The sequence below is a fragment of the Streptomyces sp. AgN23 genome (assembly GCF_001598115.1).
GTDB lineage: Bacteria > Actinomycetota > Actinomycetes > Streptomycetales > Streptomycetaceae > Streptomyces > Streptomyces antimycoticus.
Window position 1 is genome coordinate 5,109,450 of record NZ_CP007153.1, and the last position, 23,465, is coordinate 5,132,914.

A 23,465-nucleotide genomic window follows, 5' to 3' on the forward strand; every position below is an offset into this window, starting at 1 on the left:
AAAGCCACACGCCCCGGAACGCGATGCGTCCCGGGGCGTGGTCCGGCGTGCCGCCGCCGTGGTGTGCGGGGGTGGCGGCGTCCGATGGGCCCGATCGATCCGATCAGGCCGTCTCGCGCTCCGGGGCCGGGCCCTCGGCCTCGGAGCGGGCCGCCAGCGCCTCGTCCACCGCGGCGTCCTCCTTGGACTTGTTGGCGCCGCCCTGGCTCTTCACCATCGTCACGATGAGCGCGGTGAAGGCCACGGCCATAAAGACGGGCGGGATCAGCGCGGAGACATAATCCATGGCTCTCGGCCTCCTTATTGCTCGAGACCACCAGATTACGCGGCGCGCCGCGCTCTCCCGGAGCCGGGCACCGGTCCGGGCGCGGCGGCCCGGGGCGGGGGCCCGGGGCGGGGGCGGGGGCCCGGAGCCGGAGCCGAGGCGGGAGCCCGGAGCCGGAGCCGAGGCGGGAGCCCGGAGCCGGGACCGAGGCGGCGCCCCGGAGCCGGGCCCGGCGGGGTCAGGCGGAACGGGCCCCGGCGCCGAGGCTCGACCCGCGCTCCGGAGGCGGCGAGGGGCGGCGCTTGGGCGGGAAGACCTCCGCCGGCGTGGGCACCGGACGCCCCGGGCGCGGCGCCCGGCGGCCGGGCTCCCGTCGCTTCGGCTCCTCGCGGTCGCCGTGCTCCGGCGCCGCGGGCTTCTTGCGCGGCTGCGGCTCCCGCTTGGGCTCGTCGGCCTTCTGAAGGGCCTCCCGCACGATCTCCGCCCCCTTTCGCACCACTCCCCGCGCGGCCGTCCTGGGCGCCGAGACCCCGCCGGGCAGGGCGCGCAGCCGGGGCCCGACCGGGCTCGTGCGCGGCTGTACGACGGCGCCGGCGCGCTCCGCGAGCCGGGCGCGCACGCCCCGTTCGGCAAGGCGCTCGCAGTGGCTCAGCAGCGCGCGTCGGCGCGTCGCCTCACCACCCCCGGCGGCCGACCCGCACAGCGCGCGGAGCGCGGCCAGATCCTCGGCCAGCGGCTCATAACCCGCCGCGAGGGCGCCCTGGAGCTGTTCGAGATAGCCGACGGCGGCGCCGGGCAGGGCGGCGCGGTAGCGGGCGAGCTCGTCGAGCAGGAACGCTCGCAGCCGCCCGCCCTCGCGGACCGCTTCGTCCACGGCCTCGGCGAGCCGGAGACAGTCCTGGACCTCCTCCGCCCGGTCCGGGCCGAGGGGGCCGGCAGAGGGAGTGACGGGGTCGGGTCGGAGGGCGATGGCGAGGGCGCGTCGGAGCACACGCAGCTCATCCGCACTGAACGCCATTCCGCCGCGGGATCCATATGGCGTGGGCATGGGGCGACTTTAAGTGCTAAGCGGACAAATTTCGCTGAGCGTCGGACGGTGCGGCGCGTTGCGGACGCCGAGCCGCCATACGGGGGAAGTGCCGGACGGGGCCGCGCCGAGGCGGCCCCGTCCGGACCCGGCACCCGGGGCGGACCGTCGCATCCGGGTGCCGGTGTACATGGTCGACGGCCCTTCCGCTTGTCAATACGGAATTCGAAGTGCCGTCTTTCCCTTGACCGCCCGTGACCAATGGCGAAGAGCGGTCGGCGCCCCCGGCGAATCCAGAGCGCGGGAATTCGTTTCGGAATGCCGTCAATACGGTCGAGCACGCAGGTGAAGAGCTGATCGCCGGTGCTCAGCCGCGCGAGACGTTCCGCTCGTAGACCAGTCTGAGGCCGATCAGGGTCAACCAGGGCTCATGCTCATCGATCACTGAGGATTCTCCTAGCACCATGGGCGCCAGCCCGCCGGTGGCGATCACGGTGACGTCCTCCGGGTCCTGCGCCAGCTCCCGCGCCATTCGGCGGACGATCCCGTCCACCTGGCCCGCGAAGCCGTAGAGGATGCCGGACTGCATGGCCTCCACCGTGTTCTTCCCGATCACGCTGCGCGGGCGGGCCAGCTCGATCTTGCGCAATTGCGCCCCGCGTACGCCCAGCGCCTCGACCGAGATCTCGATGCCCGGCGCGATCACCCCGCCCACGTACTCGCCGCGCGCGCTGACCGCGTCGAAGGTGGTCGCGGTGCCGAAGTCGACGACCACGCACGGACCCTCGTACAGCTCGACGGCGGCCAGCGCGTTGATGATCCGGTCGGCGCCGACCTCCTTGGGGTTGTCCATCAGGATCGGCACACCGGTCTTCACGCCCGGCTCGACCAGAACGGACGGCACATCGCCGTAGTAGCGGCGGGTCACCTCGCGCAGCTCGTGGAGCACCGAGGGGACGGTGGAGCAGATGGAGATGCCCGCGATGCCGTCGCCCAGCTCCTCGCCGAGCAGCGGGTGCATGCCCATCAGGCCCTGCAGCAGCACGGCGAGTTCATCGGCGGTGCGGCGGGCGTCGGTGGAGATCCGCCAGTGCTCGACGATCTCCTCGCCGTCGAACAGGCCCAGCACGGTGTGGGTGTTTCCGACGTCGATGGTCAGCAGCATCGATTACTTCCCCTCGGCCTCGCGCAGGTCCAGGCCGATGTCCAGGATCGGGGAGGAGTGGGTGAGCGCGCCGACCGCCAGATAGTCGACGCCCGTCTCGGCGTACGTACGGGCGCCTGCGAGCGTCAGCCGCCCCGAGGACTCCAGCGCGGCGCGCCCGGCGACCAGCTCGACGGCCTCTCGGGTGCGCTCCGGGGTGAAGTTGTCCAGCAGGATGAGGTCCGCGCCCGCCTCCAGGACCGGCGGGATCTGGTCGAGGGTGTCGACCTCCACCTCGATCGGCACGTCCGGGAACTCGGCCCGCACGGCGCCGAACGCCTCCGCGACACCGCCCGCCGCGATCACGTGGTTGTCCTTGACCAGCGCGGCGTCCGAGAGCGACATCCGGTGGTTGACCCCGCCGCCGCAGCGCACCGCGTACTTCTCCAGGGCGCGCAGCCCCGGGGTGGTCTTACGGGTGTCACGGACCTTGGTCTTCGTCCCGTCGAGGGCATCGGCCCACGCGCGGGTCGCCGTCGCGATACCGGAGAGCCGGCACAGGAGGTTGAGCGCGCTGCGCTCACCGGTGAGCAGGTCGCGGGTGCGGGTGCGGACGCTGAGCAGCTTCTGGCCCGCCGCCACCCGGTCGCCGTCCTCGACATGCCGCTCGACCTCGAACTCGTCCGTACAGACGACGGACAGGATCGCCTCGGCGATCCGCAGCCCCGCGACGGTGCCCGCCTCACGGGCCGTGAAGTCACCGGTGGCGAAGGCGTCCTCGGGGACGGTGGCCACGGTGGTGACGTCCACGCCCTGGTCGAGGTCCTCCTCGATGGCCATGTGCGCGATGTCCTCGACCTGGATGGGGTCGAGTCCGGCACCGATCAGCAGCTCGGCCAGGTCGGGGTCCAGACCGCACTCCATCGGGTCGAGCCCGGAGCCGTCGGCGTCGTCGCCGCAGCCGCAGGCGTCGCCGCAGCCCGCCGCCTCGCCGGGGCGGCCGATCTGCAGCAGCGGCAGGGACACGGATGGCTGGCGGTCTTCGGCGGTGCTGCTCACGGGCGGGACTCCGTCTCGGTTCGGGGGGTGGTCGGTGGGGGAAACGCTTCGGAGTCCGTGGAACGGACGTCCAGGGCGCCGTCCGGGCGGAGGGTGACCAGGAGGTGGCGGCGCCAGGCCGCGTCGTCCCGCGCGGGGCGGTCCTCGCGCCAGTGGCAGCCGCGGGTCTCCTCACGGCGGAGCGCGGCGGCGACCAGGACCCGGGCGACCAGATGGAGGTTGGTGGCCTCCCAGGTCTCGACCCCGGGCTCGGCCGTCTTGCCGTCCCGCCGCAGCTGCGCCGCGGCGGCGTCGTGGACGCCCTCCAGCCGGTCGGCGGCGCGGGCCAGGCTCTCGGCGGAGCGCAGCACTCCGGCGCCGTGGGTCATGATGTGCTGGATCTCGTAGCGGGCCTCGGAGGCGAGCAGGGGCGCTTCACCAGGGGCACCTGGGGCACCGGTGTACGGCTGCTCGGCGGTCGCGGCGGGGCGCGCGGGGCCCTCTGCGGCGGTGATGTCCTCCGCGATGCGCTCCGCGAAGACCAGGCCCTCCAGAAGGGAGTTGGAGGCCAGCCGGTTGGCGCCGTGCACCCCGGTGCAGGCGACCTCCCCGCAGGCGTAGAGCCCGGGGACGGTGGTACGGCCGCGCAGATCGGTACGGACCCCGCCGCTCGCGTAGTGCGCGGCCGGGGCGACCGGGATGGGCTCGGTCACCGGGTCGATACCGTGCGCGCGGCAGGCGGCGAGGATGGTCGGGAAGCGCCGCTCCCACATCCGGGCCCCGAAGTGGCGGGCGTCCAGGTACATATGCTCGGCGCCACGCTCCTGCATCCGCCGCGTGATGCCCTTGGCGACGATGTCACGGGGCGCCAGCTCGGCCAGCTCGTGCCGGCCCTGCATGAAGCGCACGCCGTCGGCGTCGACGAGATGGCCGCCCTCGCCGCGCACCGCCTCCGAGACCAGCGGCTGCTGGCCCTCCGCCTCCGGGCCCAGCCACAGCACCGTGGGGTGGAACTGCACGAACTCCAGATCGCTGACCTCGGCCCCGGCGCGCAGCGCGAGCGCGACCCCGTCACCGGTGGAGACGGCGGGGTTGGTGGTCGCGGAGAAGATCTGGCCCATGCCGCCCGTGGCGAGGACCACCGCGCCCGCCCGCACCGCGCCCACGCCGTCCCGCTGGCCCTCGCCCATGACGTGCAGGGTGACCCCGGCCGCCCGGCCGGAGCCGTCCTTGAGCAGGTCGAGCACCAGGGCGTTCTCCACGGTGTCGATACCGGCCGTGCGCACCGCCTCGACCAGGGCCCGGGAGATCTCCGCACCGGTCGCGTCGCCGCCCGCGTGGGCGATCCGGCGGCGGTGGTGGCCGCCCTCGCGGGTCAGCAGGATCTCGCCGGTGCCGTCGTCGGCGTCGAAGCGGGCGCCGGTGGCGATGAGCCGGCGCACCGCGTCGGGTCCCTCGGTGACCAGCGTCCGTACCGCCCGCTCGTCGCAGAGCCCGGCGCCGGCCACCAGGGTGTCGTCCAGATGCTGCTCGGGGGTGTCGCCCTCGCCGAGGGCGGCGGCTATGCCGCCCTGGGCCCAGCGCGTGGAGCCGTCGTCCAGGCGGGCCTTGGTGACCACGGTGACCTTGGCCCCGGCCGCGGCACAGCGCAGCGCCACGGTCAGCCCGGCGACTCCGGAGCCGACGACCACGACATCGGCCTCGGTGGCCCAGCCGGGGGCGGGAGCGCGCAGGGCGGTGGCGGGGGCCGCGGCGTCGGGCCGCCCGGTCGGATGGGTCATCGGGCGGCTCCGATCCACAGGCGGATGTTGTCTATCAGGCGGGTGGCGCCGACCTTGGCCGCGACGGCCAGCACGGCCTCGCCGGTGTGTCCGTCGGAGACCTCGGTGAAGTCGGCGGGGTCGGCCAGGCCCAGATAGTCGAGGACGAGCGGCGGCTCGAGCCGCGCCGCCTCGTCGAGCACCACGCGCGCCGCGGACCGCACCACGGCGGGGGACGCGACCCGTATGACCTCGTGCTCCTCGGCGCCGGCCGGACCCTCCCCGGCCGCCAGCAGCCCCGCGTCGCGCCCCGCGAACAGCGCCCGGGACAGGGCCAGCGCGGTGTCCCGCTCCTGGGCCGACAGATAGCGGTTACGGCTGGAGAGGGCGAGGCCGTCGCCCTCCCGGACGGTGGGAACGCCGACGATCTCGACCGGGAAGTCCAGGTCGCGCGCCATCCGGCGGACCAGCGCCAGCTGCTGGGCGTCCTTCTCGCCGAAGAAGGCGGCGTCGGGGCGGGTGAGATGGAGCAGCTTGGCGACGACGGTGAGCATCCCGTCGAAGTGGCCGGGCCGCGAGGCGCCCTCATAGCGCTCGCCCATGGAGCCGGCGGTGACCCGGATATGCGGCTCGCCGCCCGGATACATCTCCTCGGCGGACGGGGCGAAGACGATGTCCGCGCCCGCCTCGGCCGCGACCTTGAGGTCGGCGTCGAGGGTGCGCGGATAGCGGTCGAGGTCCTCGCCCGCGCCGAACTGCAGCGGATTGACGAAGACGGTGACGGTCACCAGGCCCTTGGCGCCCACCCGGGCGCGGGCGGCGCGGATGAGCGAGGCGTGCCCGTCGTGCAGTGCGCCCATGGTCATCACGACGGCCGTGCGCCCCGGCACGGCGAAGTTCGCGAGCGCCGTGTCCAGATCCGAGCGATGGCGGAACAGCTCCACATCCGGCTCCCCAGGAAGCGCCTTGGTCCACAGCCTCGGGCTCATGACTCACTGCCTCCCCGGCCCCGTGCGTCGGTCACATCCGAGAGCACGCCCAGCAGGTCCTCCGCGAGCTCCGGCTTGAGCAGGCCGTGCGCGAGCGCCCGGTCCGCGGTCGTGCGGGCCATGGCCAGATAGCCGGCGACGGCGTGCGGGGCGTGCCGCCGCAGCTCGGCGACATGGGCGGCGACCGTGCCCGCGTCGCCGCGCGCGACCGGGCCGGTCAGCGCGGCGTCGCCGCTGCGCAGCGCGTTGTCCAGCGCGGCGCCGAGGAGGGGGCCGAGCATCCGGTCGGGGGCCTCGACCCCGGACCCGCGCAGCAGCTCCAGGGACTGGGCGACCAGCGTGGTGAGGTGGTTGGCGCCGATGGCGAGGGCGGCGTGATAGAGCGGGCGGGACTCCTCCGCGATCCACTCGGGCTCCCCGCCCATCTCGATGACCAGCGCCTCGGCGGCCAGCCGCAGCTCCTCGGGGGCGGTGACGCCGAAGGAGCAGCCGGCCAGCCGCTGGACGTCCACCGAGGTGCCGGTGAAGGTCATGACGGGGTGCAGCGCGAGCGGCAGCGCACCGGCCCGCAGCGCGGGCTCCAGCACACTGACGCCATAGCGGCCGGAGGTGTGCACCAGCAGCTGGCCGGGGCGCACCGCACCGGTTTCGGTCAGGCCCGCGATCAGCTCGGGCAGGGCGTCGTCGGGGACGGTGAGCAGCACCAGCTCGGCCCGCGCCAGCACCTCGGAGGGCGGGACGACCGGGACCTCGGGGAGCAGGGCGGCGGCCCGGCGCACGGAGGCGTCGGAGACACCGGAGGCGGCGACCGGGCGGTGTCCGGCCAGCCGCAGCGAGGCGGCGAGGGCCGGGCCGACGCGGCCCGCGCCGACGACCCCGACGGTGAGCCGGGCCGGGCGGTCCTGCGGCTCGGGAAGTGGTTGTGCGTTCACGCGACAGCGGCCTTCCGTTCCAGTCCTCAGGGGGTACCGGACGATTCCCCGCCATGCTACGCGAGTGTTTCCGGGGGAGTTCGGCCGCAGCCCGGGCCTGTGGACAACTCTGTGGTCCGATGGACACCCGTGCGACATGATCGGCCCATGAAGGACAGGACGGGCACGGCGGACGGGTCGGACGGCACGCGCATCGCCGCGGACGGGACGGCGGACAAGGCCCCGGCCGAGACTCCGGCCGGGGCGGACGACGCCACCGGCGACACGGAGCGGGCCGCGCGAGTGCGCCGCCTCACGGCCTGGCGCGGCTCCGAGCGGACGCTCACCCGCGGGCCCGCGGAGCGGCGGATCGCCGAGCGGCTGTCCGCCCTCACGGCCGCTCTTACGGCCGGCCCCTCGCCGTACGGCGGGGACGGCTGGGTGGACATCTACGGGGACGGCATCGTCGAGGAGCTGGAGCGGCGGGTCGCCGCGCTGCTCGGCATGGAGGCCGCGGCGTTCTTCCCCACCGGCACCATGGCGCAGCAGGTCGCGCTGCGCTGCTGGGCGGGGCGCACCGGCAATCCGGTGGTGGCGGTGCATCCGCTGTCGCATCTGGAGGTGCATGAGCGGGACGCGTATCTGACGGTGAGCGGGCTGCGCGCGGCGCATCCCACCAGCGAGCCGCGGCCGCCCACCGCCGAGGAGGTCCTCGGCCTCGACGAGCCGTTCGGCACGCTCGCCCTCGAACTCCCGCTGCGCGACGCCGGATTCGTGCTGCCCGAGTGGGACGAGCTGGTCGCGGTCGTGGAGGCGGCGCGGGAGCGGGACGCGGTGGTGCACTTCGACGGGGCGCGGCTGTGGGAGTGCACGGTCCACTTCGGCCGGGAGCTGCCGGAGATCGCCGGCCTGGCGGACTCCGTCTATGTGTCCTTCTACAAGTCGCTCGACGGCATCTCGGGAGCGGCGCTGGCCGGGCCCGAGACCCTGGTGGCGGAGGCCAGGGCGTGGCGCCACCGGTACGGCGGCCAGCTCTTCCAGCAGTGGCCGGCGGCGCTGGCCGCGCTGGACGGCCTGGACCGTGAGCTGCCGAGGCTTCCGTCGTACGTGGCGCATGCGCGGATGGTGGCGCAGGCGCTGCGGACGGCGTTCACGGCCGAGGGGGTGGGGTGGTCCCGGGTGCATCCGGAGGTGCCGCACACCCACCAGTTCCAGGTGTGGCTGCCGTATCCGGCGGCGGTGCTGGACGAGGCGGGGGTGCGGCTGGCGGAGGAGACCGGGACGACGCTGTTCCGTCGCTGGCGGGAGCCTGGGCCGCCCGGTCTGGCCGCGACGGAGCTGACGGTCGCCTCACCCGCACTCGACTGGACGGCCGACGATGTCACGGCCGCGGCCGGTGCCTTCTTCGCCCGGGTCCGGGAGCTCACGGAGAGGGACGGCTGACCGGAGCCGCAAGGCGGCCAGCGCCTCCCTGATCGCCCTGACGGTGCGCGGCATCGCCCTGACGGCATGCGGCATCGCCCTTACGGCGCCCGGCGCGTCCGTAAGGCGGTCATCGCGGCCACGGCGGCGGGCCGCGCGCCCCGCCGTCACGGCCTGGACGTAGCGGTACTCGCGCAGTTCCCGGACGGTGCGCCAGTCGTGGCGGCCCGGTGCGGGCGGGGCGGGCTCGCCGCGCCGGGCGGCCCGGTACAGATCGAGTGCGTACTGCTCGGTGAGGGACATGGCTCGACGGTCCGCCGGGCCCCGGGCACCCGTCACGCCGATTGACGGCGGGCGTCAAACGAGCGCGGCGCCGGGGCGGGGTCCCGCACCATGGGCTCATGGCCAATGTCATCGACATCGCCGGGCTGCCGCCCGAGCGCATCGTCTTCAGCCCGTCCCCGCTCGCCGAGCTGGGCGCCGCGCTCCATGTGCTGTCCGAGCCCGGCCACCACCCCGGGCTGCACGGCTGGGCCACCGCCACGTCCTCCGCTCTCAAGCCGGACCTCGCCGACCGGCTCTGCGAGGCGGACTTCCTGTGGCGCTCCTCCCGCTCCGATCTGCTGCTCCCGGCCATCCCCGGGGCGACGCTCGCGGAGGAACTGGACGCGCTGGACCGGATCGACGACGAGACGTTCGTGGCGGCCGCCTTCGAGATCGCCTGCTCCGCCGCGTACACCCGGCGCACCCCCTCACCGCTGGTCGACGCGGACGAACGGGCCCGGGTCCGCGAGATGGCGGCCGCCCGGGGGCCGCGCCAGGCGGCGTTCACCCACCGCATGCTGGAGGACCCGGACGGGCTGCGGGTCTGGTTGCGACGGCTGCTGGAGGACTGCGACCAGGCGTTCTTCGCCGACACCTGGCGGCGGACGCGGATCCAGCTGGCCGCCGACGCCCGCCACAAGGCGGAACTGCTGCAGCGCAAGGGGCTCGAAGAGGCGCTGACGGCGGCCTCCGCCGCGCTGTCGCTGTCGGAGGACGGGGACAGCATCCTGGTCGACAAGCTGGCGGGCGGCCGTACGACGGCGTACGGGGACGGCATCACCTTCATCCCGACCGCCTTCGGCTGGCCGCATCTCATCGTCCTGTACGCCCCCGGCTGGCGCCCGGTGATCCAGTACCCGGTCGCCGCGCCCGAACTCCCCCCGCCCGCCGCCCTGGAGCTCGTCCAGCGCCGCCTCGAGGCCCTGGCCCACCCGATGCGGATGCGGCTGTGCCGCACCCTGGCCCGCGGCCCGCACACCACCGGTGAGCTCTCCGAGTCCTACGGCATCACGCCCCCGGAGGTCTCCCGCCATATCGCCGTGCTGAAGAAGGCCGGTCTCCTCACCACCCGCCGCCGCGGCCGCTACGTGCTGCACCAGCTCGACCTGCCGTCGGTGGCCCGCCTGGGCAGCGAATTCCTGGAGAGCGTGCTGCGGTAGGTCCCTGTCTGTAGCGTGCGGTCCCAAGGGCTCCGCCTAAAATGTTCACCCCGGAGTGAACAGGGACCGGGCCATGAGCGGCAGAGGAGCAGAGCGGCGATGAGCAACCGAAGCCACCGGGCCGCACCCGAGCACACCCACCCCGACGACGTCCCGGTGCGGACCGCGCTCGCGGCGCTCGCCGACCCCGTACGGCTTCAGCTGGTCCGCGAACTGGCCACCACCGCCGACTGGGAGCACACCTGCGGCACCTTCGACGTGCCGGTGGGCAAGGCGGCCCTCAGCCACCACTTCTCGGTGCTGCGCGCGGCCGGGCTGATCGAGCAGCGCGACATGGGCCCCAAGCGGGTCAACCGGCTGCGCCGCCCGGAGTTCGACCAGCGCTTCCCCGGGCTGCTCGACCTGGTCCTGCGCGACCGGCAGGAGAACGGCGAGAACGAACGGTAGGACGGCCGTCCCCACCGTAAGGACGCGGCTTACACCGAAAAACGCCGCCGTAAGAACGCCGACTCCACCGTAAGAGCGCTGCCGTAAGAACGCCGACGCCACCGTAAGGACGCCGCCGTAAGAACGCCGCCCTCACCGGAAGAGCGCCGCCCCGCCTCAGCGAGCCGGTCCCGCCGAGCCCCCGGCCCGCACCAGCCCCGTCTCGTAGGCCATCACCACCACCTGCACCCGGTCCCGCAGCTCCAACTTGGTGAGGATGCGCCCGACATGGGTCTTCACGGTCGCTTCCGACAGCACCAGCCGCGCCGCGATCTCGCCGTTCGACAGCCCCTGCGCGACCAGCAGCACCACCTCGCGCTCCCGGTCGGTGAGCCGCTCCAGTTCCGGACGGACCCGACCGCCGCTTCCCCCACCGCCCGGCAGCATCGGCGCGAACCGGTCCAGCAGCCGGCGCGTCGTGCTGGGCGCGACCACCGCGTCACCGCTGTGCACCGCGCGGATCGCCGCGAGGAGTTCCGCGGGCGGCACATCCTTGAGCATGAAGCCGCCCGCCCCGGCCTTGAGCGCGGAGAAGGCGTACTCGTCCAGATCGAACGTGGTCAGGATGATGACCTTCGGAGCCCCCTCCCGCTCACATATCCGCCGGGTCGCCTCCACCCCGTCCAGCTTGGGCATCCGGACGTCCATGAGGACGACGTCCACCTCCGTGGAGCGCACCGCCTGCAGAGCCTCCACCCCATCGCCCGCCTCGGCGACGACCTCCATATCGGGCTGGGCCGCGAGCACCATCCGGAAGCCGGTACGCAGCAGCACTTGGTCATCGACGAGCATGACGCGAATCGACATTCCGGACGGGTCCCTTCCTCTGGCCTGGCAGCCGGCTTACAGCGGCCACGGCGCGACGTTACGCATGCGCATACGGGTCATGATGCGCCCACCACGCATGCGCATACGGGTCATGATGCGCCCACCGCTCAACGGACCGGCTTCAGCGGCAGCAGTGCGCTGATCCGGAAGCCGCCGCCCGGCCGCGGTCCCGCGTCCAGCGTGCCGCCCACCATGCCGACGCGCTCGCGCATCCCGATCAGCCCATGGCCGCTGCCGTCGGCGCCGCCGTCCTGGTACATCTCGCGCTGCGCGCCCCGCCCGTCGTCCTCGACCAGCAGCCCGAGCCCGTCGTCGAAGTAGGTGAGGCGGACGCTCGCGCCCACGTCCGGGCCGCCGTGCTTGCGGGTGTTGGTGAGCGCCTCCTGCACGATGCGGTACGCGGTCAGCTCGACCCCGCTGGGGAGCTGGCGCGGGCTGCCCACCACCTTGAAGTCCACCGGGAGCCCGGCGCCGCGCACCTGCTCCACGAGCTCGTCGATCTGCTCGACATCCGGCTGGGGGACGTAGTCGTTCTCCTCGCCCGGCTCCCCGGTGCGCAGCACGCCCAGCAGCCGCCGCATCTCGGCGAGCGCCTGGCGGCCGGTGCCGGAGATCGTCTCCAACGCCTGCCGGGCCTGTTCGGGCGAGGCGTCCATGACGTATGCGGCGCCGTCCGCCTGCACCACCATCACCGACACGTTGTGTGCCACCACATCGTGCAGCTCCCGCGCGATCCGGGCGCGCTCGGCGGCCACCGCGACCTTGGACTGCGCCTCGCGCTCCTTCTCCAGCCGGGCGGCCCGCTCCTCGAGCTGGGCGTAGTAGGCGCGGCGGGTGCGGATCGAGTCGCCGAGCACCCAGGCCAGTACGAACGGGATGGAGACGAAGACCGCCGAGACGAGGTCGTCCCACCAGCCCTGGTGGGACTGCGGCCAGCGGAGGGTGGCGAGGGGGGCCGCGGTGATCGCCACGCCCAGCGCGAAACGGGAGGCCCGGCGCGAGGAGGCGACCGCCACCGTGTAGACGATCACCAGCATGGCGAAGTCGGCCAGATTGGGCTTGACGTCGGCGGCCAGCTGGGCGACACCGCACAGGATGGCCAGCGCCAGCATCTTCTCGGGGGCGCGGCGGCGCAGCGCGACCGTCGCCCCCAGGGCCAGGACGATCGGCACGGCCGCGAACCGGGAACCCCGGCCCATCTCCGCCTCCACGACCCACAGGGAACCGAAGCCGACGAGGAGGACGGCCCAGAAGGTGTCCACCCCTGTCGGATGCCTGCGGAGAAATTCGTAGAGGCGCTGCACGTCACCCAGCGTAGGCACCGCCGAACCCTCTCGGGTCAACCCGAGGGGCGATCCGTACCGCCCGGCCCTACTCCCCAAGGTGGAGACGATTCCACATAGCGTGGCGGTGTGGCGACTGAGAAGCATGAGTGGAGCGGATGGCGTACGGCGGCCGAACGGGCGCTGTACGGAACGGGCGGATTCTTCCGGCGCCCGGAGGGCCCGGCCGGGCATTTCCGCACGTCGGTGCATGCCTCACCGCTTTTCGCCCGGGCGGTGGCGGAGCTGCTGGGCCGGGTGGACGAGGCGCTGGACCGCCCCGCCGAGCTGGCGCTGGTGGACCTCGGCGCCGGCCGCGGCGAGCTGCTCACGCGGGTGCTCGCCCTGGCCCCCGGCCTGCCGCATGAGCTGGACCGGCGGCTGCGCCCCTACGCGGTGGAGCGGGCGGAGCGGCCGGCGGGCCTGGACGAGCGGATCGCCTGGCGCGGCTCCCCGCCGCAGGGGTGCACGGGGCTGCTGTTCGCCAATGAGTGGCTCGACAACGTGCCCGTGGACATCGCCGAGACCGACGCGGACGGGGTTCCGCGCCGGGTCGAGGTGGACCTCGCGGCCGGTGACGGCACCGAGCGGCTGGGCGATCCGGTGGACGGCGAGGACGCGGCGTGGCTGGCCCGCTGGTGGCCCCTGGCGGGCGCCGAACCGGGGCTGCGCGCCGAGATCGGCCATCCGCGCGAGGCCGCCTGGGCGCGGGCCGTGCGCTCCCTGCGGGCGGGCCTCGCCGTCGCCGTCGACTACGGCCACGATCGCGCCGCCCGGCCCCCGTTCGGCACGCTGACCGGCTTCCGCGAGGGGCGCGAGGTCCGGCCCGTACCGGACGGCTCCTGCGATCTGACGGCGCATGTCGCGATGGACGCGTGTGCCGCCGCGGCCGGGCCCGGCGCAGGGCTGCTGACCCAGCGCGAGGCGCTGCGCGCGCTCGGCCTCGACGCCCGCCGCCCCCCGCTCGCCCTGGCCTCCACCGACCCCGCCGCCTACGTGCGCGCCCTCGGCGCGGCGGGCGAGGCCGCGGAGCTGACCGACCCCGGCGGTCTCGGCGCCTTCAGCTGGCTCCACCACCCGGTGGAGCTGGCGCACAACCCGCTCCGGCGGTAAGGCCGCCGCATCGCGTCCCGGGCGGTGTCACGAGCCCCCGCGGGGGCCTTCGGGCGAGCTGAGAGACTGGGGGCATGACGGAGACGACAGTCGGCATCGGCGGGGCCGCGGAGAGCACCGACATGGTGCTCAACATCGGCCCACAGCACCCCTCCACTCACGGAGTGCTACGGCTGCGGCTGGTCCTCGACGGCGAGCGGATCCAGAGCGCCGAACCGGTCATCGGCTATATGCACCGGGGCGCGGAGAAGCTCTTCGAGGCGCGCGACTACCGCCAGATCATCATGCTGGCCAACCGCCACGACTGGCTCTCCGCCTTCTCCAACGAACTCGGCGTCGTGCTCGCCGTCGAGCGGATGCTGGGCATGGAGGTCCCGGAGCGGGCGGTGTGGACCCGTACGCTGCTCGCCGAGCTCAACCGGATCCTGAACCACCTGATGTTCCTCGGCTCCTACCCCCTGGAGCTGGGCGGCATCACGCCGATCTTCTACGCGTTCCGGGAGCGCGAGGACCTCCAGCACGTCATGGAGGAGATCTCCGGCGGCCGGATGCACTACATGTTCAACCGGGTCGGCGGCCTCAAGGAGGACCTCCCGGCGGGCTGGCTGGGCCGGGCCCGGCAGGCCGTGGCCGAGGTCCGCTCGCGGATGGACGTGTACGACGACCTGGTGCTCGGCAACGAGATCTTCCGCGGCCGCACCCGCGACATCGGCGTCCTGACCCGCGAGACGGTGCACGGGTACGGGGTCAGCGGCCCCATCGCCCGGGCCTCGGGCGTCGACTTCGACCTGCGGCGCGACGAGCCGTATCTGGCCTACCCGGAGCTCCAGGACGTCCTCAAGGTCGTCACCCGCCAGGAGGGCGACTGCCTCGCCCGGTTCGAATGCCTGCTGGAGCAGTCGCACAACTCCCTGGCGCTGGCGGACGCCTGCCTGGACCGGCTCGACGAGCTCCCGCCGGGGCCGATCAACCAGCGGCTGCCGAAGGTGCTCAAGGCGCCCGAGGGCCACACCTACGCCTGGACCGAGAACCCGCTCGGCCTCAACGGCTACTACCTCGTCTCCAAGGGCGAGAAGACGCCGTACCGGCTGAAGCTCCGCTCGGCCTCGTTCAACAACATCCAGGCGCTCACCGAACTGCTGCCGGGCACGCTCGTCGCCGACATGGTGGCGATCCTGGGGTCGCTCTTCTTCGTCGTCGGCGACATCGACAAGTAGGCGACATCGACAAGTAGGCGGCATCGACCGGTAGTCGGCGACGGCACGTCGTCGGCGACGCCACGACGCGCGCGGGCGCGATCCCGTTACGAGATCGCGCTGCGCAGCTCCCCGAGGTCGATCTGTTCCGTCTCGTCGTGCGCGGTCAGGTCGATGACCTCGCCCACCGCGCCCTTCCTGGTCTCCGCGAGGGTCTCGTCGCCGATCACATCGGCGAGGTCCTCCTCGGCGGGTTCGGGCTCCCGCTTCTGCTTCTTCGGATGCTTCTTCTGGGTGCCGAAGTAGTCGAAGCCGCTCTCCGAACGGGAGGCGGCCCGGCGTGCCGCGGCATACGGCACCACCGCCGAGGCGGCCGTACGGGCGTGGACGGGCGGCTCCTGGGGGCCGTCGTCGTCCTGCCCGCCGACCGCCGGGGGCTTCCCCAGCGTGGCGGCACCGCCCTGGTCGCGGTTCTCGCGCCGGCCCTTGTGCCCGTCCCGCTCCGCGTCCTTCTGGGCGTCCGTCGCGGCGGCCGGGGCGTCGGACCGGGCACCCGCGGCGGCGGCCTGCTCCCGGCGCTCCTTCTGCCGTCGCGCGCTCTCCTTGAGCCGGCTCAGCGCCTCGTCGGCCTTGGCGTAGGCGGTGGCCGACGGCATGGCGCGCCCGGAGGCGGAGCCGTCCGGCTCGATCGACTCGACGCTCGACCCGGCGGATTCGGCGGGGACGGTCGCCGCTTCCAGCGCCTTCGCGGGGGAGGCGGCCTCCAGCGCGAGCCGGCGGCGGCCCTCCAGGGCGGTGGCCCGCTCGGTCTCGGCCGTGGCGTAGCGGCGCAGCAGCTCGGCGTGCTCATTGCGCAGCCGGGCCAGCTCGGCGCGCTTGGCACGCAGCCGGGTGTTGAGCGCGGTGCGGAGCTCGCTCGCCTTCTCGGCGTCCGCCTCGAGCTCCGCGATCCGCTCCTCGTACTTCATCTCCTGGCGCGCGGCCTCGCTCGCGGCCTCCGCGACGCGGCGGCCGGCCGAGCGGTCCCAACGGCGCATCAGGAAGGCGCCGACGACCGCGGCGGCGGCCGCGGTCGCGGCAAGTCCGCGGATCACGACCGTATCGCCGACCAGCCAGGCTCCGGCGGCGCAGGTTATTGACGCGACTGCGACCGAAGCGGAGGGAAGAAGCCTGTGCAGGGGTGGGGATTGGCGGTGGCGTCCACGTGGCATGGCCCGAAACCTACCGTGCAAAGGGGTCGCTTGGGTGCCCGCCGGGCCAGATCTGTTGTCAATCCGTTGGCAAATGCGGCGGTCGCGTGTCCGTGATCCCTTGCCAAGCCTTCCCGAGCGGGGTTTTGATCCTACTTCACCAGCCCCTTGTCCCGCAGGTAGTCGGCGGCCACATCCGTCGGCTTGAGCCGCTCGGCGTCAACCTTCTTGTTGAGTTCCCGAAGATCGGCGGTGGTCAGCACCTTGGTGAGCTTGTTCAGCGAGTCCGCGATCTTCTGCGAGCCGGCGGACTTCGCATTCACCACGGGAAGTACGTTGTCGGCATTCTGCAGATTTTTGTCGTCGTCGAGCAGAACGAGCCCGAACTGATCCAGCGTGCTGTCCGTGGTCGTGGTCAGGACCATCTGGTCCTTACCGTCCTTGACGGCCTGCTTGGCCTGGACGCTGCCGATGTCCAGCGGGTCGATGCCGGCGATGTCGATGCCGTACTTCTTCTCCAGACCCGGCTGGCAGAAGGGCCGCTTGGGGCATTCGTCGCCCGCCGCCAGGGTGATCTTCTGCTTCGACTTCCCGAGGTCGGAGAGCGTCTTGAGATCATGTTTCTTCGCGAAGTCACCGCTGACCGCGAAGGCGTTCTGGTCCACGGCCTTGCCGGGGTCCAGCACCTTCAGCCCGCGCGGTTCGGCGAGCTTCTTCAGCGCCGTGACCGTCTCGTCGACGTCCGAGGAGGCCACCGGGGCGGCATTCGACCCGTTCTTCTTCTGGTTGAGGAATTCGGCCAGCGTCGCCGCGTACTCCGGCACGACATCCATCTGGCCCTTCTCCAGGGCCGGTTCATACAGCTCGCGGGCGTCCACGGTCTTGATCGAAGTGGAATAGCCGGCGTCCTTCAGAACCCCCGCGTACAGCTCCGCGAGGATCTTCGACTCGGAGAAGGAGGCTGATCCGATCACCAGCGAGCCCTTGCCCGGTTTCCCGGAGCTGTCGCCGCCGCTCGACTTCTCCAGGCTGTCCCCGCCACACGCGGTCAGCCCGGCCGTCAGCGCGGCGACCCCCGCGACGGCCGCCGCCGCCCGATAGATCATGCTCATGGTTCCCCATCCGTAGTTGTCCGCTTCATCGCGTTCTTCCGCGTCGGCGGCGTTTCTGCGTTTTCTGCGTTGTTCGCGTTGTCTGCGTGGCCTGCGTGGCCTGCGTGGTCTGCGTCGTCCGCGCTCTGCGCGTTGTCCGTGTGCGGTGTCCGCGCTCTCTGCGTCAGTCGCGCCATCCGCGTCACCCGCGCCGCCCGCCCCAGGCGACCGGACGCGCGTGCGTCCGGTCGCGGGAGGGCCCGGCCCGCGGGTGCTACGTCGTCAGCGCCGGTGAGGCCGGGGCCTGGCCGGCGGGCGGGCGGCGGGACGCGGCGAGCCGCCGACCCGTCCTGCGCCGCATCGGGTCGAGCAGCAGCCCCAGCACCACGAAGACGCCCTCGACCACCAGCGCGAGGGCCGCGACCAGCACCGCCCCGGCCACCACCTGCGGAGTGTCGGTGAGCCGGAAGCCCGCCGTGATGATCCGGCCGAGACCGCCGCCGCCGGGCAGTGCGGCCAGCGTCGCGGTGGCCACGACCTGCACCGCCGCCGTCCGTACGCCCGTCATGATGAGCGGGAACGCCAGCGGCAGCTCGACCCTGCGGATCAGCTGGCCGCCCGTCATCCCCATCCCGCGGGCCGCCTCCACGACCTCCTGGTCCGCCTCGTGCACCCCGACATAGGCGTTGGTGAGCAGCGGCGGGATGGCGAACAGCACCAGCGCGATGATCGTGGGCCACTCGCCGTGCGTCCCCAGCGGGCTGAGCAGCAACAGCACCAGCACCGCGAAGGTGGGCACGGCGCGCCCCGCGTTGGAGATGTTGACCGCGAGCGCGCCGCCCTTGCCGATGTGGCCGAGGGCCACGGCGATCGGCAGCGCCACCGCGCAGGCGATGGCCAGGCAGGCGAAGGTCAGGAACAGATGCTGGCCGAGCCGGTGCCACACCCCGTCGGGGCCCGCCCAGTGCGAACCGGTGGCCAGCCAGGTCCACGCCTTGGCGACGACGTCCATCAGGTGGTGCCCTTCCGACTCTTGCGCGCCCACGGCGTCAGCAGCCGCTGGAGGGCGAGCAGCAGCAGATCCGCGACGACCGCCAGCGCCACGCACAGCACCGAGGCGGTGAGCACTTCGGCCTTGAAGAAGCTGCGCATGCCTTCGTAGATGAGGTTGCCGAGGCCGCCGTATCCGATGATCGCGCCCACTGTGGTGAGCGAGACCGTGGAGACGGTGGTGATCCGCAGCCCGGCCATCAGCGCGGGCAGCGCGAGGGGCAGCTCCACGCCGAAGAGCAGCCGCAGCGGGCCGTATCCCATGCCCCGGGCCGCCTCCCGCGCCTCTTCGGGCACCGAGGCGAGACCGGCCATGATGTTGCGCACCAGGATCGTGAGCGAATAGAGCACCAGACCGGTGATCACCACCGCGACCGAGACCCCGAACACGGGCAGCAGCAGCGAGAACATCGCCAGCGACGGCACCGTATAGAGGACCGTGGTCAGCCCCAGCACCGCCCCTGACACGGCCCGCCATCGGCGGGCCAGCAGCGCCAGCGGAAAGGCGACCAACAGACCGATCGCGACCGATGCGAGCGTGATCCACACATGCTCGAGCGTCGCGTCCGTCAGCTCCTGACCACGTGTGCGTACATACTCACCGCATATCCATTCGTTACTGATCAGACAGTTTCCGTCGGCCATACGCTCACCTCCCCCGTCGGGTCGCGGCCCGTTGCTCTTCACAATTCCTGGTGACCCTAACCCCGGGAGATGACAATCTCGTCCGATCGCCACACAACAGCAACAATGTCTGCCACGAATGCGGCAACAATGAGGAGCCATGATCCGTTTCGAGCATGTCACCAAGCGCTACGCCGATGGCACGACGGCCGTGGACGACCTCTCCTTCGAGGTGGCGGAGGGTGAGCTGGTCACCCTGGTCGGTCCCTCGGGCTGCGGCAAGACGACGACGATGAAGATGGTGAACCGGCTCATCGAGCCGACATCGGGGCGGATTCTGGTGGACGGCGAGGACATCGCCAAGGCCGATCCGGTCGCCCTGCGCCGCCGTATCGGCTATGTCATCCAGCAGGTCGGGCTGTTCCCGCACAAGACCGTGCTCGAGAACACCTCCACCGTGCCGCATCTCCTGGGCTGGCAGCGGAAGAAGGGGCGGGAGCGCGCCGCCGAGCTGCTCGACCTGGTCGGCCTCGACCCGTCCGTCTACGGCGACCGCTACCCCGACCAGCTCTCCGGCGGCCAGCGGCAACGCGTCGGCGTGGCCCGCGCGCTGGCCGCCGATCCGCCGGTGCTGCTGATGGACGAGCCGTTCGGCGCGGTCGACCCGGTCGTACGCGAACATCTGCAGACCGAATTCCTGCGACTTCAGTCACAGGTGCGCAAGACCGTGCTCTTCGTCACCCATGACATAGAGGAAGCGGTCCGGCTCGGAGACCGCATCGCGGTCTACGGCTCGGGGCGGATCGAGCAGTTCGACCCCCCGGCCACGGTGCTGGGCGCGCCCGCCACCCCGTATGTAGCCGACTTCGTCGGCGCGGACCGCGGGCTGAAGCGGCTGTCGGTCACCCCCATCGAGCCGGGCGACCTGGAGCAGCCGCCGGTCGTCCACCTGGACGACCCGCTCTCCAAGGCGGCCGCCCGGCTGGCCTCGGAGGGGGCGCGCTGGGCCGTCGTCCTGGACGACGCCGAGCGGCTGCACGGCTGGATCCCGGCGGACGCGGTCGACGGCCCGAAGGGGACCGTACGGGACCAGGCGCGCCGGATGGAGGCGTGGCTGCCGGTCGGGGCGCCGCTCAAGCAGGCGTTCAGCACGATGCTGCAGCATGACGCGGGCTGGATCGCGGTCCTGGACGATGACCGCTTCCTCGGCGTCCTCACCCCGGCCCGGCTCCATGAGGCCCTCCGGCGCTCGATCGACGCCGACGCCGACGGCATTGCCCGCGGCGACGTCCAACTGCAGACCGTCGCCGACGTATAGGAGCCCCCCGGGACTCCCCCGGGACTCCCCCGTCTTCCCCGGACTCCCCCGACGCCTTCAAAAGAGGCTTTCGGGGGCGCCCCGGAGACGCTCAGCGGTCGCTGAGGCGGCCGCCGAGCCACTCCAGCGCGGCGGGGACCTCCCGCTTCCAGGTGTTGAAGTTGTGGCCGCCGGTGCCCAGGATGATCGACGAGATGCGGGTCGGCTCCCCGCGCCGGTTCAGCCGCTTCACCTTGTTCACGAAGCGCACGGTGTCCCGGTAGTTCTGCTCACCGTGCTCGCTGCTGGAGACCAGCAGCGACACCGGCGGCGCCGGCTTGTGGGACAGCCGCCACATCAGGTCGTTCTCCCGCTCCAGCCGCTTGCTGCCGCCGAAGAGATCGCCCGTGGTCGCGTCGATCGGGGCCTTGTACGACGGGGAGAGCCCGGCCGCCGCGGAGAACGCGTCGGGGTGGCGCATCGCCATCTTCAGGGCGCAGTAGCCGCCGGTGGAATTCCCGATGACGCCCCAGTTACGGGCCCGCTGACCCACGCGGTAGTGGTCGGCCACCGCCTTCGGCAGGTCCTTGGTGAAGAACGTCTCGGTCCGCGGCCCATCCGGCACGTCCACGCACTCGGTGTCGCGCGGCGGCGCGACCGTCGGCCGCATCATCACCAGGACGAGGGGCTGCATCTTCCCCGCTTTGACCAGCCTGTGCGAATTCTGGGGGTATTTCATGCCATTGATGAGGGCTTCGGTGGTGCCCGGGTAGCCGGTCAGCACCAGCGCGGCGGGGAAGGTCCGCCGGGCGTACTCGGGCCGGAAGTACTCAGGTGGCAGATAGATGTACGCGGGGCTCGCGATCCCGGAGACCGGCCCCTGGATGTTCACCTTCTCGACCCGCCCGGCGACCTTGGGTGACGAGCCGCCGTCCACGGCCAGATGGCGGGTCTCGGTGACCCGCACCCGGGTACCGGGGGTGTCGTGGTCCACCACGACACCCGGCTCGTCCTGCGTACCGAAGAGGTCGGACCAGGAACCGTAGAACCCGAACGACTGATTGGCGAACAATCCGACCGCCGCGAACACGGTCAGCTGCGTCCCCAGTAGCATGCCGACCCGGCCGAGCACGGGAGCCACTCCGCGCCCGGACAACCGGGGCCACAGCCATATCGTGGCCGCGAACAGCAGCAACGCCGCGACGACCGCCGCGATCACGAGGTTGTTGCTCGTGAGACCCATCACTATCTTTCTGCCGGGCGGCCGGCTCCCCCGTGCCGCGGTTGGAACCCCGCTACCTCAATTGGCGTCTATCAGGGCGCAAATCATGCGGATGCCACGCGACAGAACCAAAGATCCTCTTGACCGAAGCGACGGGAATGCAGATGCCTGACAGTCAAGATGCCGAAACGTCCGGAGAGGTTCCCCACCGGATACGGCGCCTGCTGCGCGGCCCCAGGCCGGAGGCGGTGCCCACGGTCGTCGGCACCGCCTGCACGCTCATCGGGCTGATGGACATCGTCTTCCCCCGGCTGCGCCACAGCAGGGTGCACGCGCTGGCCGAGCTGCTGCCGGGCGCCGTGAGCTCCCTGGCCGCCGCCGCCTCGATCGTGGTCGGTCTGCTGCTGCTGATGCTCGCCCACGGCCTCAAACGGCGTAAGCGGCGGGCCTGGGTCGCCGCCGTGGCGCTGCTGCCCGTCGGCGCGGCCGCCCAGTTGCTCTACCGGCACTCGGTCATCGGCATGGTCCTCTCCCTCGTCCTGATGGGGGTGCTGATCCGCTACCGCGCCGAGTTCGCGGCGCTGCCCGATCCGCGCAGCCGCTGGATGGCACTGGCCAACCTCGTCGTCATGGGCGCGGTCAGCGTCACCCTGGGACTGCTGATCGTCCGTTCGCATCCGGACGCCATCGAAGGAAGCCCGTCGCTCGGCGCACAGCTGGAACACGTCCTGTGGGGCCTGTTCGGCTTCGAGGGACCGGTCGACTACCGCCACGGCGCGGACTACACCGTCGGCTACTCGCTCGGCGCGCTCGGCCTGCTGACCGTCGCCACCACCGCCTATCTCGCCTTCCGTCCCGAGCACCCCGCCGCCCGCCTCACCCCCGGGGACGAGGAGCGGCTGCGGGAGCTGCTCGCCACCCACGGGCGCCGCGACTCGCTCGGCCACTTCGCGCTCCGCCGCGACAAGGCCGTGGTCTTCTCCCCCAGCGGCAAGGCCGCGGTCTGCTACCGCGTGGTCTCCGGGGTGATGCTCGCCAGCGGCGACCCGGTGGGCGATGTGGAGGCATGGCCCGGCGCGATCGCCTGCTTCATGGAGGAGGCGCGCGCCCACTCCTGGACCCCGGCGGTGATGGGCTGCAGCGAGACCGGCGGCGAGGTGTGGACCCGGGAGACCGGCCTGGACGCGCTCGAACTCGGCGACGAGGCCATCGTCGATGTGGCGGACTTCACCCTGTCCGGGCGCGCCATGCGCAACGTACGCCAGATGGTCAAGCGGATCGAGCGGGCCGGCTACCAGACCCGGGTGCGGCGCGCCGCCGACCTGGGCCCCGAGGAGCTGGAGGCCATCCGGCGCGCCGCCGCCGACTGGCGGGGCACCGACACCGAGCGCGGCTTCTCGATGGCGCTGGGCCGGATCGGCGACCCGGCGGACGGGGACGCGGTCATCGCCACCGCCCACAAGGCCGCCGACGAGGGCGCCGAGGGCCCGTACGGGGACCTCAAGGCCGTGCTGCACTTCGTGCCGTGGGGCCGGGACGGGATGTCGCTGGAGCTGATGCGGCGTGATCGCAGCGCCGACCCGGGCATGAACGAGCTGCTGATCGTGGCCGCGCTGCAGGCCGCCCCCGAGCTGGGTGTGGAGCGGGTGTCGCTGAACTTCGCGATGTTCCGCTCGGCGCTGGCGCGCGGCGAGAAGCTGGGCGCGGGACCGGTGCTGCGCGGCTGGCGGGCGCTGCTGGTGTTCCTCTCCCGCTGGTTCCAGATCGAGTCGCTGTACAAGTTCAACGCCAAGTTCCAGCCGCGCTGGGAGCCGCGCTTCGTGGTCTTCCGCAACACCCGTGACCTGCCCCGGATCGGCCTGGCCGCGATGCAGGCCGAGGGCTTCGTCTCGCTGGCCCTGCCCCGGCTGCTGCGCCGCGGACCGCGCCCCGAGCCCCGGCCCTGCGCCCATCGGCAGCTGGCCGACGGGCAGGGGCTGCAGCAGGCGGCCTGATCCAGAACGCAC

The 23,465-nt window shown here is 72.6% G+C and carries 22 protein-coding genes; 7 read left to right on the forward strand and 15 right to left on the reverse strand.

Annotation, left to right across the window (positions count from 1 at the left end; genetic code table 11):
- Positions 1-103: 103 nt before the first annotated feature.
- The 7 genes from AS97_RS21805 to AS97_RS21835 form a co-directional block, all read right to left on the reverse strand.
- Positions 104-286, reverse strand: a complete 183-nt coding sequence (locus AS97_RS21805; RefSeq protein ID WP_059142479.1) for a hypothetical protein — start codon at positions 284-286, stop codon at positions 104-106.
- A 217-nt stretch (positions 287-503) separates the two neighbouring features.
- On the reverse strand, positions 504-1,313 hold the full coding sequence (locus AS97_RS21810; protein ID WP_079059178.1) for a hypothetical protein: 810 nt from the start codon (positions 1,311-1,313) through the stop codon (positions 504-506).
- 346 nt (positions 1,314-1,659) lie between these two features.
- Positions 1,660-2,457, reverse strand: coding sequence for a type III pantothenate kinase (locus AS97_RS21815; RefSeq protein WP_059142477.1), 798 nt, complete (start codon positions 2,455-2,457; stop codon positions 1,660-1,662).
- A gap of 3 nt (positions 2,458-2,460) precedes the next feature.
- Complete coding sequence (nadC, locus tag AS97_RS21820) at positions 2,461-3,495, reverse strand: carboxylating nicotinate-nucleotide diphosphorylase (RefSeq protein WP_059142476.1); 1,035 nt, start codon at positions 3,493-3,495, stop codon at positions 2,461-2,463.
- Positions 3,492-5,255, reverse strand: a complete 1,764-nt coding sequence (locus AS97_RS21825) for an L-aspartate oxidase (RefSeq protein ID WP_059142475.1) — start codon at positions 5,253-5,255, stop codon at positions 3,492-3,494. Before AS97_RS21825 ends, nadC begins: the two co-directional genes overlap by 4 nt.
- Positions 5,252-6,223 (reverse strand): pantoate--beta-alanine ligase, encoded by a 972-nt coding sequence (gene panC / locus AS97_RS21830; protein WP_210565490.1) that lies wholly within the window; start codon positions 6,221-6,223, stop codon positions 5,252-5,254. Before panC ends, AS97_RS21825 begins: the two co-directional genes overlap by 4 nt.
- Entirely contained in the window at positions 6,220-7,155 is a 936-nt protein-coding gene (locus AS97_RS21835) for a DUF2520 domain-containing protein (protein ID WP_059142474.1), read from the reverse strand. Before AS97_RS21835 ends, panC begins: the two co-directional genes overlap by 4 nt.
- A 147-nt stretch (positions 7,156-7,302) precedes the next feature.
- Here AS97_RS21835 and AS97_RS21840 point away from each other — a divergent pair, with 147 nt between their 5' ends.
- Positions 7,303-8,577 (forward strand): beta-eliminating lyase-related protein, encoded by a 1,275-nt coding sequence (locus AS97_RS21840; RefSeq protein ID WP_210565491.1) that lies wholly within the window; start codon positions 7,303-7,305, stop codon positions 8,575-8,577.
- Here the strand turns inward: AS97_RS21840 and AS97_RS21845 are convergent.
- Positions 8,485-8,859 carry a hypothetical protein gene (locus AS97_RS21845; RefSeq protein WP_210567464.1) on the reverse strand — a complete coding sequence of 125 codons (375 nt, stop codon included), beginning with the start codon at positions 8,857-8,859 and terminating at the stop codon, positions 8,485-8,487. The genes AS97_RS21840 and AS97_RS21845 overlap by 93 nt on opposite strands.
- A 98-nt stretch (positions 8,860-8,957) precedes the next feature.
- On the opposite strand from AS97_RS21845, the gene AS97_RS21850 reads away from it, so the two are divergent.
- Complete coding sequence (locus tag AS97_RS21850) at positions 8,958-10,040, forward strand: DUF5937 family protein (RefSeq protein ID WP_125758598.1); 1,083 nt, start codon at positions 8,958-8,960, stop codon at positions 10,038-10,040.
- Between the two features lie 99 nt (positions 10,041-10,139).
- On the forward strand, positions 10,140-10,487 hold the full coding sequence (locus AS97_RS21855) for a helix-turn-helix domain-containing protein (RefSeq protein ID WP_059142471.1): 348 nt from the start codon (positions 10,140-10,142) through the stop codon (positions 10,485-10,487).
- A gap of 156 nt (positions 10,488-10,643) precedes the next feature.
- Here the strand turns inward: AS97_RS21855 and AS97_RS21860 are convergent, their stop codons facing one another.
- Positions 10,644-11,333, reverse strand: coding sequence for a response regulator transcription factor (locus AS97_RS21860; protein ID WP_059142470.1), 690 nt, complete (start codon positions 11,331-11,333; stop codon positions 10,644-10,646).
- Between the two features lie 128 nt (positions 11,334-11,461).
- Positions 11,462-12,658 (reverse strand): sensor histidine kinase, encoded by a 1,197-nt coding sequence (locus AS97_RS21865; RefSeq protein WP_059142513.1) that lies wholly within the window; start codon positions 12,656-12,658, stop codon positions 11,462-11,464.
- A 108-nt stretch (positions 12,659-12,766) separates the two neighbouring features.
- On the opposite strand from AS97_RS21865, the gene AS97_RS21870 reads away from it, so the two are divergent.
- Both AS97_RS21870 and AS97_RS21875 read left to right on the forward strand, forming a co-directional pair.
- Positions 12,767-13,789 (forward strand): SAM-dependent methyltransferase, encoded by a 1,023-nt coding sequence (locus tag AS97_RS21870; RefSeq protein ID WP_210565492.1) that lies wholly within the window; start codon positions 12,767-12,769, stop codon positions 13,787-13,789.
- Positions 13,790-13,863: 74 nt separating this feature from the next.
- Positions 13,864-15,006, forward strand: a complete 1,143-nt coding sequence (locus AS97_RS21875) for an NADH-quinone oxidoreductase subunit D (RefSeq protein ID WP_059142468.1) — start codon at positions 13,864-13,866, stop codon at positions 15,004-15,006.
- An 86-nt stretch (positions 15,007-15,092) separates the two neighbouring features.
- On the opposite strand, the gene AS97_RS21880 is transcribed toward AS97_RS21875, so the two are convergent.
- The 4 genes from AS97_RS21880 to AS97_RS21895 all read right to left on the reverse strand — a co-directional run bounded on the left by AS97_RS21880 (position 15,093) and on the right by AS97_RS21895 (position 18,961).
- Positions 15,093-16,079 carry a hypothetical protein gene (locus tag AS97_RS21880; RefSeq protein WP_059142467.1) on the reverse strand — a complete coding sequence of 329 codons (987 nt, stop codon included), beginning with the start codon at positions 16,077-16,079 and terminating at the stop codon, positions 15,093-15,095.
- A 248-nt stretch (positions 16,080-16,327) separates the two neighbouring features.
- Positions 16,328-17,287, reverse strand: coding sequence for an ABC transporter substrate-binding protein (locus AS97_RS21885; RefSeq protein WP_059142466.1), 960 nt, complete (start codon positions 17,285-17,287; stop codon positions 16,328-16,330).
- Positions 17,288-17,540: 253 nt separating this feature from the next.
- A complete protein-coding gene (locus AS97_RS21890; protein WP_059142465.1) occupies positions 17,541-18,278 on the reverse strand; it encodes an ABC transporter permease subunit in 738 nt (245 codons plus the stop codon).
- A complete protein-coding gene (locus tag AS97_RS21895) occupies positions 18,278-18,961 on the reverse strand; it encodes an ABC transporter permease (RefSeq protein ID WP_059142464.1) in 684 nt (227 codons plus the stop codon). The genes AS97_RS21890 and AS97_RS21895 overlap by 1 nt, the downstream gene beginning before the upstream one ends.
- Positions 18,962-19,100: 139 nt before the next feature.
- Between AS97_RS21895 and AS97_RS21900 the strand changes: the two genes are divergently transcribed.
- A complete protein-coding gene (locus tag AS97_RS21900; RefSeq protein WP_059142463.1) occupies positions 19,101-20,258 on the forward strand; it encodes a betaine/proline/choline family ABC transporter ATP-binding protein in 1,158 nt (385 codons plus the stop codon).
- A 91-nt stretch (positions 20,259-20,349) separates the two neighbouring features.
- On the opposite strand, the gene AS97_RS21905 is transcribed toward AS97_RS21900, so the two are convergent.
- Positions 20,350-21,480 (reverse strand): alpha/beta hydrolase-fold protein, encoded by a 1,131-nt coding sequence (locus AS97_RS21905; protein WP_059142462.1) that lies wholly within the window; start codon positions 21,478-21,480, stop codon positions 20,350-20,352.
- Between the two features lie 143 nt (positions 21,481-21,623).
- Here AS97_RS21905 and AS97_RS21910 point away from each other — a divergent pair, with 143 nt between their 5' ends.
- Entirely contained in the window at positions 21,624-23,453 is a 1,830-nt protein-coding gene (locus AS97_RS21910) for a phosphatidylglycerol lysyltransferase domain-containing protein (RefSeq protein ID WP_059142512.1), read from the forward strand.
- The last annotated feature ends 12 nt before the right edge of the window (positions 23,454-23,465 follow it).

What these genes read in the sequence shown, in the direction of transcription:
- AS97_RS21805 (WP_059142479.1), bottom strand. Translation starts at nt 286, where the DNA reads ATGGATTATGTCTCCGCGCTGATCCCGCCCGTCTTTATGGCCGTGGCC.
- AS97_RS21810 (WP_079059178.1), bottom strand. Translation starts at nt 1,313, where the DNA reads ATGCCCACGCCATATGGATCCCGCGGCGGAATGGCGTTCAGTGCGGAT.
- AS97_RS21815 (WP_059142477.1), bottom strand. Translation starts at nt 2,457, where the DNA reads ATGCTGCTGACCATCGACGTCGGAAACACCCACACCGTGCTGGGCCTG.
- AS97_RS21825 (WP_059142475.1), bottom strand. Translation starts at nt 5,255, where the DNA reads ATGACCCATCCGACCGGGCGGCCCGACGCCGCGGCCCCCGCCACCGCC.
- panC (WP_210565490.1), bottom strand. Translation starts at nt 6,223, where the DNA reads ATGAGCCCGAGGCTGTGGACCAAGGCGCTTCCTGGGGAGCCGGATGTG.
- AS97_RS21840 (WP_210565491.1), top strand. Translation starts at nt 7,303, where the DNA reads ATGAAGGACAGGACGGGCACGGCGGACGGGTCGGACGGCACGCGCATC.
- AS97_RS21845 (WP_210567464.1), bottom strand. Translation starts at nt 8,859, where the DNA reads ATGTCCCTCACCGAGCAGTACGCACTCGATCTGTACCGGGCCGCCCGG.
- AS97_RS21850 (WP_125758598.1), top strand. Translation starts at nt 8,958, where the DNA reads ATGGCCAATGTCATCGACATCGCCGGGCTGCCGCCCGAGCGCATCGTC.
- AS97_RS21855 (WP_059142471.1), top strand. Translation starts at nt 10,140, where the DNA reads ATGAGCAACCGAAGCCACCGGGCCGCACCCGAGCACACCCACCCCGAC.
- AS97_RS21860 (WP_059142470.1), bottom strand. Translation starts at nt 11,333, where the DNA reads ATGTCGATTCGCGTCATGCTCGTCGATGACCAAGTGCTGCTGCGTACC.
- AS97_RS21875 (WP_059142468.1), top strand. Translation starts at nt 13,864, where the DNA reads ATGACGGAGACGACAGTCGGCATCGGCGGGGCCGCGGAGAGCACCGAC.
- AS97_RS21885 (WP_059142466.1), bottom strand. Translation starts at nt 17,287, where the DNA reads ATGAGCATGATCTATCGGGCGGCGGCGGCCGTCGCGGGGGTCGCCGCG.
- AS97_RS21890 (WP_059142465.1), bottom strand. Translation starts at nt 18,278, where the DNA reads ATGGACGTCGTCGCCAAGGCGTGGACCTGGCTGGCCACCGGTTCGCAC.
- AS97_RS21895 (WP_059142464.1), bottom strand. Translation starts at nt 18,961, where the DNA reads ATGGCCGACGGAAACTGTCTGATCAGTAACGAATGGATATGCGGTGAG.
- AS97_RS21900 (WP_059142463.1), top strand. Translation starts at nt 19,101, where the DNA reads ATGATCCGTTTCGAGCATGTCACCAAGCGCTACGCCGATGGCACGACG.
- AS97_RS21905 (WP_059142462.1), bottom strand. Translation starts at nt 21,480, where the DNA reads ATGGGTCTCACGAGCAACAACCTCGTGATCGCGGCGGTCGTCGCGGCG.
- AS97_RS21910 (WP_059142512.1), top strand. Translation starts at nt 21,624, where the DNA reads ATGCCTGACAGTCAAGATGCCGAAACGTCCGGAGAGGTTCCCCACCGG.